Consider the following 7,580-nt stretch of genomic DNA (forward strand, 5'->3'; position numbering starts at 1 on the left):
ACATGGTAAAAGAGTCCATACCGAAAGAAGGAGAACGTATTAAAATACAAAGTTACAAGCACGATGGCAACATTCATAGAGTTTGGTCAGAAACTACGATTTTAAAAGGGACAGACCATGTTGTGATTGGGGGCAATGACCACACGCTTGTAACCGAAAGCGATGGACGTACATGGATTACCAGAGAACCAGCAATCGTCTATTTCCACTCGGAATATTGGTTTAATGTCATCTGTATGTTCAGAGAAGACGGTGTATATTATTATTGCAACTTATCGTCACCATTTGTTTGTGATGAAGAAGCATTGAAATATATTGATTATGATTTAGATATCAAAGTTTATCCGAATGGTAAATATCATTTGTTGGATGAAGACGAGTACCAACAACATATGCAGCAAATGAACTATCCTAAAGATATAGATGCGATTTTACGCAGGAATGTTGATATCTTACAACAATGGATTGAACAAAAGAAAGGTCCGTTTGCGCCAGACTTTATTAAAGTTTGGAGAGAACGCTTTAAAAAGCTGAGACAAGGTTAGCATATCAAGCAGATTGCTTTATTACGTCTTGTGTTTTTAATTATAATAACTTTGGTATGAATAATAATCGTAATACGAGGTTGGGACATCGCAATAAAATGTCTCGCCTCGTTGATTTATTTCGCATTAGAAAAGGATAGAAAGGGAGGATTGCCTCAATGATACGCAGGTATTTAAAGTTTGTTAAGCCGTATAAATGGCGGATAGCAGCTACCATTATTATCGGTATCATTAAATTCGGCATTCCGATGTTGATTCCATTATTAATCAAATATGTAATTGATGATGTCATCAACAATCCGAGCATGGGCACGCAAGACAAATTAAGCCACTTGGGTATCGCAATCGGGATTGCCTTTTTTATATTTGCAGTCGTACGTCCACCGATAGAATATATGCGTCAGTATTTAGCGCAGTGGACCAGCAACAAAATACTTTATGATATTCGTAGACGTTTATATGATCACTTGCAAGCACTAAGTGCACGCTTCTATGCCAACAACAAAGCAGGTGAAGTGATTTCACGTGTTATCAATGACGTTGAGCAGACTAAAGACTTTATTTTAACAGGACTAATGAACATCTGGTTAGACTGTGTGACAATTATTATCGCATTATCAATCATGTTTGTACTTGATGTTAAATTGACATTAGCCGCTATGATTATATTCCCGTTCTACATTTTAACGGTTTATTACTTCTTCGGAAGATTACGTAGTCTAACACGTGAAAGATCTCAAGCTTTAGCAGAAGTACAAGGGTTCTTACACGAACGTGTACAAGGTATTTCGGTAATTAAAAGTTTCGCAATTGAACAAAATGAAGCGCAAAACTTTGATAAGAAAAACAGTAAATTCTTACATCGTGCTTTTAAACACACACGTTGGAATGCTTATTCTTTCGCAGCAATCAATACGGTAACTGATATTGGACCGATTATTGTAATTGGCGTCGGTGGTTATTTAGCAGTAACAGGTTCCATTACAGTTGGTACGTTAGCTGCGTTCGTCAGCTATTTAGAACAACTTTTCGGACCTCTACGTCGTCTTGTTTCTTCATTTACAACATTGACACAAAGTTTCGCTTCTATGGACCGTGTTTTCCATTTATTAGATGAAGACTATGATGTAAAAGATGAACCTTATGCGAAACCGCTCAAAATCACAGAAGGTAACATCTCTTTAGATCATGTATCTTTCCGATACAATCCACATGCACCTAAAGTGTTAGATGATATTTCGTTAAATGTGAATCATGGCGAAACCGTCGCCTTTGTAGGAATGTCTGGTGGAGGTAAATCGACATTAATCAACTTGATTCCTCGATTTTATGATTCTACAGATGGAACGATTACTATAGATGGTTATAATGTAAAAGACTTTTTATTATCTAGCTTGCGTGAGCAAATCGGTTTAGTTCAACAAGATAATATCTTATTCTCAGACACAATCAGAGAAAATATCTTACTAGGTAAACCAGGTGCGAGTGATGAAGATGTGATAGAAGCGGCTAAACTCGCAAACGCACACGATTTCATTATGAGTCTGCCTGAAGGTTATGAAACTGAAGTAGGGGAACGTGGTGTGAAATTATCAGGTGGTCAAAAACAACGTATTTCACTTGCACGTATATTCTTAAATAATCCGCCGATTATTATTTTAGACGAGGCAACAAGTGCGTTAGACCTAGAAAGTGAAGCAATCATTCAAGAAGCTTTAGCACATTTAAGTGAAAATAGAACAACATTAATCGTTGCCCATCGCTTATCTACAATCACTCATGCAGATAAAATTGTAGTAGTTGAAAACGGACAAATTATTGAAGTCGGTACGCATCAAGAGTTATTAGCTAAACAAGGTGCATACCATCATCTTTATACAATTCAAGATTTATAATAAAGAAAGAGCAGAAACGCCCTCAGCGGAGGACAGTTTCTGCTCTCTTTTTATAAGTCTAAGTCTTCTTCTTCAATTTCAATGTTAGAGTCATCTGTATGGAATTGGAAATAACTCATGACCAAACGGTCTAAGTGTGCTAAATCATAACTGAATTCCTCGATTGCTGAGATAATCTGCATGACATTAGAAATTGAATACTCAGAGGTTTCAGTGTTCAGGACCATTTCATTTTTAAATGCTTCCATTAACTCAATTTTTTGCGGAATGTCCACAGGAGCTTGGAAATTCTCGAAATCGTGTCTTGCTTTTTGAGCGATGCTTAACATAATTTGGTCATATGAAGTCATTAAATCATCTAGTTCAAATTTGATTTGCAATCGAAGATCAGTACTCATATTATGCAAATCATGTTGGTAACGATGCATACGTCTCAAAACATCATAGGCACTTTTTGTAGTTGTCACAACTTGTTTGAAAATTATCTTTTTACGATTTAATTCTGGCCAATTTTTTCTAAAGAAAGGACGTTCTTCTTTATAATAATTGAATAATTGTTCCAGATTTTTCAAACGTTCTTTAATACTCTTTGTATCTTCTTTAACATGGTAAAACTCTGTTGTATCGTTAATAACCAATTTAATCCAAATGAAAATATCAGAAGCGATATTCATTGAATTATAATAAAGCTTTGTTTCGTATTTAGGTGGAAAGAAGGCGACATTGACAGTGAAAGCACTGAAAACACCAATCATCACTAACACGAAACGATAAAACGCTGATGCATAGAAGTTACCTGTTTCTCCACCTTGACCCATGATGATAAGGGCAGTAACTGTGGCTAAGGTTGCAACATGTTGAAGTTTTAATTGGAATAATAAAGCAATTAAGACTATAACTGTTGCGCCCATGATAATAATACTATCGCCAAATAAACTGACCATCGATACAGATAAAATTGCACCGATTAAGTTACCTTGAAACTGTTCTTTTATAGTTTTATAAGAACGATATACACTTGGCTGCATTGCTACAATTGCACCGATACCTGCTACGGTAGGAATGCCTGCACTCTTTGGCAGCAGTGATGCAATTAACATCGCTAGGACAATCGCAATACCTGTTTTAAATATTCTTGCACCTAGTTTCAAATGAGTGTGCTCCTTTATTCCTATTTATGCACATTTGCTTGGAAGTGGTTTCCAAAAACAAAAACGTATATTAAAGTTTATACACTGAATCAATGTGTTTTTCAAGTTTATTTCATTTGAGAGAATGCATAGTCTGCAGCACGTAATGTTTCTTCAATATCTTCATCTGTGTGTTCTGTTGTTAAGAACCAAGCTTCAAATTTAGAAGGTGCTAAGTTGATGCCTTGATGCAACATTAATTTGAAGAATTTCGCAAATGCATCGCCATCAGAATTTTCTGCTTGCTCATAATGTGTTACTTTTTCGTCAGTAAAGTAAAGTGTTAATGAACCATAAACACGGTTTACTGTAGCTGTGATACCATGTTTTTCAATTAATTCATTTAAACCATCTTCTAATTTTTTACCAAGACGATCTAATTCTTCGTAAACACCTTCTTGTTCTAAAACTTCTAATAAAGCGATGCCTGCTTTCATTGAAAGTGGATTACCAGCCATTGTTCCCGCTTGATATGCAGGGCCTAAAGGTGCAACTTGTTCCATAATGTCTTGACGTCCACCGTAACCGCCGATTGGTAAACCGCCACCGACGATTTTACCGAATGCTGTTAAGTCAGGGTATACGTTCAACAAGTCTTCAGCAGCACCGTAGTGGAAGCGGAATGCTGTGATAACTTCATCATAAATTACAAGACCGCCATATTGATGGGTGATTTCATTTACTTCTTCAAGGAAGCCGGGAAGCGGTTCAACCATACCGAAGTTACCGATAATAGGTTCAACTAATACTGCTGCGATTTGATCGCCCCAATGTTTCATTGCTTCTTTGTAAGACTCGATATCATTAAAAGGTACTGTAATTACTTCTTGAGCCACGCTCTTAGGTACGCCGGCTGAATCAGGAGAACCTAATTGAGAAGGGCCGCTACCTGCAGCAACAAGTACTAAATCTGAGTGTCCGTGGTAAGATCCAGCGAATTTAATAATTTTATCGCGATTTGTATATGCACGTGCGACACGAATTGTTGTCATGACAGCTTCAGTACCAGAGTTGACAAAACGCATTTTTTCTAAAGATGGAATTGCTTCACGCAATTTTTTAGCAAATTCGATTTCTAGCTCAGTCGGTGTACCATAAAGCACACCTTTAGCTGCTTGTTCTTGAATAGCCTTAGTAATATGTGGATGTGCATGTCCAGTAATAATTGGACCATATGCTTGAAGATAATCAATGTAACGATTGCCGTCTACATCATATAAATATTGACCTTTACCTTCTTTCATTACTACCGGTGCACCGCCGCCAACTGCTTTATATGAGCGAGAAGGGGAGTTGACACCGCCAAGGATGTATTCGTCTGACAAACTTTGAAGTCGTTCGCTTTCAGTGAATTTCATTTTTTATCAACCTCTTTTAATTTAATATTTCCGTTTACTATCGTATCATATAATTAACTATAAGAAGAAAAAGGTGAGCATATGTTGAAAAAAGGAGACAAATTCCCTGAATTTGCATTAGAAAATCAAGATGGAGAAGTCATTACTAACGACACAATCAAAGGCAGAAAGGCAATTCTTTATTTCTATCCTAGAGATAATACACCTGGATGCACAACAGAGGCTTGCGATTTCCGTGATAACATGGCAATGTTTAATGATTTAGATATTGCAGTATACGGAATCAGCGGAGATTCTAAAAAGAAACATCAAAACTTTATTGCTAAACATGATTTGAATTTTGATTTGCTAGTAGATGAGGATTATAAATTATCTGAAGCAACTGGCGTGTATCAATTGAAGAAAAGTTTTGGCAAAGAATCTATGGGCATTGTCAGAACTACTTTCGTTGTAGATGAAAATGGTGTCGTAGAACATGTAATCGAAAAAGTTAAAGTAAAAGAACAAATGAATCAATTAAAAGAAATGTTGGGGTGAAGTGTGTGAAGGTTCTTTCATTAAATAGATTAAAAGACTCAGAGCAGTTATTGGAAGAAACTTTTCCAGAAGTAGAATTTGTATTTCGAAAAAATGTAGATGAAATAAATGAGCAAGATAAACGAGATGCAGATGTTGTAATTGGTTATAGTGGCAAAGCTGATCAAGCTTTTTTTGAGGGTATGCCTAATTTAAAGTTTGTAGCTTGGTATGCGGCTGGTGTTAATTCACTACCATTACAATATTTTGCTGAACGTAATATTGTATTAACGAATGTATCAGGTATTCACGCAAAACAAATGAGTCAATTTGTATTTGCCTATATTTTAGACGATTATAAACAAATGAGAGTTTCTAGACAAAATCAAGATAATAAAGTTTATGATTCTACAATTACAGGCAGACGTGTAGATGGAGATACGTTACTAATTTTGGGGACAGGTAATATTCCTAAACAAATTTCCAAACTTGCACGTGCATTTGAAATGAAAATTATTGGTATTAATACAACTGGACATGAAGTTGATGGATTTGATGAAACATATCCTTTAAAGGAACTTGATCAAGTTTTGCCTAAAGCAGACGTTGTAGTTAATGTGCTGCCCGAAACTGAAGAGACGTACCATTTATTAGAAGATAAGCAATTTGACGCAATGAAAGAGACTGCATTATTTATTAATATCGGCAGAGGTACAATTGCTTCAGAAGAAACAATTGTTAAAGCGCTTAATGAGGGCAAAATTCGTCATGCTTATTTAGATGTTTTCGAAAAGGAACCTTTATCAGAGGATAATCCGTTATATCAATTAGATAATGTAAGTATTACTGCGCATATCACAGGAAATGGTAAAGAAAACTTTAAAGAGGCATCTCAAATTTTTATTAGAAACTTCAAACATTTTCTAAGTAATGGAGATGTCATTGAGAAAAAAGTAGATTTATCAAAAGGTTATTGATAAAATAATGTGCCAACATTGACATTTCAATGGTTCTACCGTTATATTAATATTAAGTAATAATAATTATTAAGTAGAAAGACGGTGGATTAGATGAGTGCAGAAATGGAATCTATTGAGCATCAATTAGAGGACTCTATTGCATCTTTAAGAAATGCCGGAATCAGAATTACACCGCAAAGACAAGCCATTCTTAGATTTTTGATTTCAAGTGAAACTCATCCAACAGCAGATGAAATTTATCAGGCACTGTCACCAGATTTTCCAAACATAAGTGTTGCGACGATATACAATAACTTACGTGTGTTTAAGAAAACAGGAATTGTGAATGAATTGACTTATGGAGATGCATCTAGTCGCTTTGATTTTAATACACATAATCACTATCACGTCATTTGTGAGAATTGCGGTAAGATAGTAGATTTTCATTATCCGCAATTACATGAAGTTGAACAATTAGCTCAACATGTGACAGGTTTTAACGTGTCACATCACAGAATGGAAATTTATGGATTATGTCCAGAATGCCAAAGTAAAGAACAATAAAACATTATTACCATTAATAGGAAAGCTGAATGTCATATGGCATTCAGCTTTTTATATTTGGTTTCGGATCATGTGAGTTTTAATCCTATGTAAAGTATTTAACAACGTTCCTTACAATAAGAAAGCTGATTTGAAGAGGGGGACAAAGTATTAATACACTCAAAGAGTAAGATGGTTGGACGTTTAATTACACCATATACATCAAAAATCTCATATGAATGAAATCGTGCGTACTATTAGTAATTTTATACATTTTTTATTATAGAAAATTATTGACTCTTAACTAAAGGCTTGATATGATGAATAGGTCGTTGAAACGGCGCAGTAAATTAAACATTGAGAATTAAAAGTTTGAATTAAAAACTTTAACAAAGTGTAAATTTTACTATTGATTATCAACAAGAAACATTATAGAATAGTTATTGTTGAAAAAAACGAAACAAGTTACTTCGAAAAAATAAATTTTAAAAAGTACTTGACTTCAAAATTCAAAAGCGGTATAATTGATTATTGTAACGCGAAAAAATGAACATTGAAAACTGAATGACAATAT

The 7,580-nt window shown here is 34.9% G+C and carries 7 protein-coding genes; 5 read left to right on the forward strand and 2 right to left on the reverse strand.

Annotated elements, in window-relative coordinates; all coding sequences use genetic code 11:
- Positions 1–2: 2 nt before the first annotated feature.
- Both HMPREF2603_RS02460 and HMPREF2603_RS02465 read left to right on the forward strand, forming a co-directional pair.
- Complete coding sequence (locus tag HMPREF2603_RS02460) at positions 3–545, forward strand: nucleoside tri-diphosphate phosphatase (RefSeq protein WP_002481644.1); 543 nt, start codon at positions 3–5, stop codon at positions 543–545.
- A 158-nt stretch (positions 546–703) separates the two neighbouring features.
- Positions 704–2,440, forward strand: coding sequence for an ABC transporter ATP-binding protein (locus HMPREF2603_RS02465; RefSeq protein WP_002481643.1), 1,737 nt, complete (start codon positions 704–706; stop codon positions 2,438–2,440).
- 50 nt (positions 2,441–2,490) lie between these two features.
- Here the strand turns inward: HMPREF2603_RS02465 and HMPREF2603_RS02470 are convergent, their stop codons facing one another.
- On the reverse strand, positions 2,491–3,591 hold the full coding sequence (locus tag HMPREF2603_RS02470) for an FUSC family protein (protein ID WP_002481642.1): 1,101 nt from the start codon (positions 3,589–3,591) through the stop codon (positions 2,491–2,493).
- Between the two features lie 107 nt (positions 3,592–3,698).
- Complete coding sequence (locus tag HMPREF2603_RS02475) at positions 3,699–4,988, reverse strand: glutamate-1-semialdehyde 2,1-aminomutase (protein ID WP_060803957.1); 1,290 nt, start codon at positions 4,986–4,988, stop codon at positions 3,699–3,701.
- Positions 4,989–5,069: 81 nt separating this feature from the next.
- Between HMPREF2603_RS02475 and bcp the strand changes: the two genes are divergently transcribed.
- From bcp to perR, 3 genes are all read left to right on the forward strand, one after another.
- Positions 5,070–5,525 (forward strand): thioredoxin-dependent thiol peroxidase, encoded by a 456-nt coding sequence (gene bcp, locus HMPREF2603_RS02480; protein WP_002481640.1) that lies wholly within the window; start codon positions 5,070–5,072, stop codon positions 5,523–5,525.
- Between the two features lie 5 nt (positions 5,526–5,530).
- A complete protein-coding gene (locus HMPREF2603_RS02485; RefSeq protein WP_023015853.1) occupies positions 5,531–6,481 on the forward strand; it encodes a phosphoglycerate dehydrogenase in 951 nt (316 codons plus the stop codon).
- A 93-nt stretch (positions 6,482–6,574) separates the two neighbouring features.
- Positions 6,575–7,027, forward strand: coding sequence for a peroxide-responsive transcriptional repressor PerR (gene perR / locus HMPREF2603_RS02490; protein ID WP_060803956.1), 453 nt, complete (start codon positions 6,575–6,577; stop codon positions 7,025–7,027).
- Positions 7,028–7,580 lie beyond the last annotated feature (553 nt).

The sequence above is a fragment of the Staphylococcus sp. HMSC055C03 genome (assembly GCF_001809385.1).
Classification (GTDB): domain Bacteria; phylum Bacillota; class Bacilli; order Staphylococcales; family Staphylococcaceae; genus Staphylococcus; species Staphylococcus simulans.

Bases quoted from the DNA above. Each gene is read 5' to 3' on its own strand.
- HMPREF2603_RS02460 (WP_002481644.1), top strand. From the start codon at position 3: ATGGTAAAAGAGTCCATACCGAAAGAAGGAGAACGTATTAAAATACAA.
- HMPREF2603_RS02465 (WP_002481643.1), top strand. From the start codon at position 704: ATGATACGCAGGTATTTAAAGTTTGTTAAGCCGTATAAATGGCGGATA.
- HMPREF2603_RS02475 (WP_060803957.1), bottom strand. From the start codon at position 4,988: ATGAAATTCACTGAAAGCGAACGACTTCAAAGTTTGTCAGACGAATAC.
- bcp (WP_002481640.1), top strand. From the start codon at position 5,070: ATGTTGAAAAAAGGAGACAAATTCCCTGAATTTGCATTAGAAAATCAA.
- perR (WP_060803956.1), top strand. From the start codon at position 6,575: ATGAGTGCAGAAATGGAATCTATTGAGCATCAATTAGAGGACTCTATT.